1 protein-coding gene is annotated in these 407 nt (G+C 45.7%); it reads right to left on the bottom strand.

The annotated features are described in order from the left end of the window. Positions 1-407 (bottom strand): DUF3810 family protein (locus HC176_RS17020; RefSeq protein WP_167920199.1); only part of this gene is annotated, 407 nt, incomplete at both ends.

Raw genomic sequence — 407 nt, 5'->3', positions numbered from 1 at the left:
AAGATCCAGAATATCACTTTTTGAATGCGGAAGTTCAACTTTTAGAGAATCATTTCCAGTAAGGGAGTACTGTAGGTCATTGGAAGTTGTGATAAGGTCCCGGGTAAGGTTGATCAACTCTTCTGTTGTGTAATCATCCTCCATTTCGAGTGCCTGGTGCAACGGAAGCCGGTAATAATTAAATCCCCAGAACAAATTGAAGCAAAAGTAAACCAGCGAAAGAACGGCGATCCCGTTGATGATCCAACGCTTTGGCTCTCTGAACCGCTGCTGCACCCGAAGAGCAAACCATCTAATCAACATGACCACCAGCAGAGCGTACAAAAGATCCCCCAGCGAAAAAGGTATAAATCCCAAACCTTTTCGCAGCAGGGCAGAGGTGAAAGGATAGATCCCGTTGCTGTACC

It is taken from the genome of Tamlana crocina (assembly GCF_012037625.1).
Note: the sequence above shows the minus strand (reverse complement) of the source record. Positions and strands in the feature narration are given on the sequence as shown.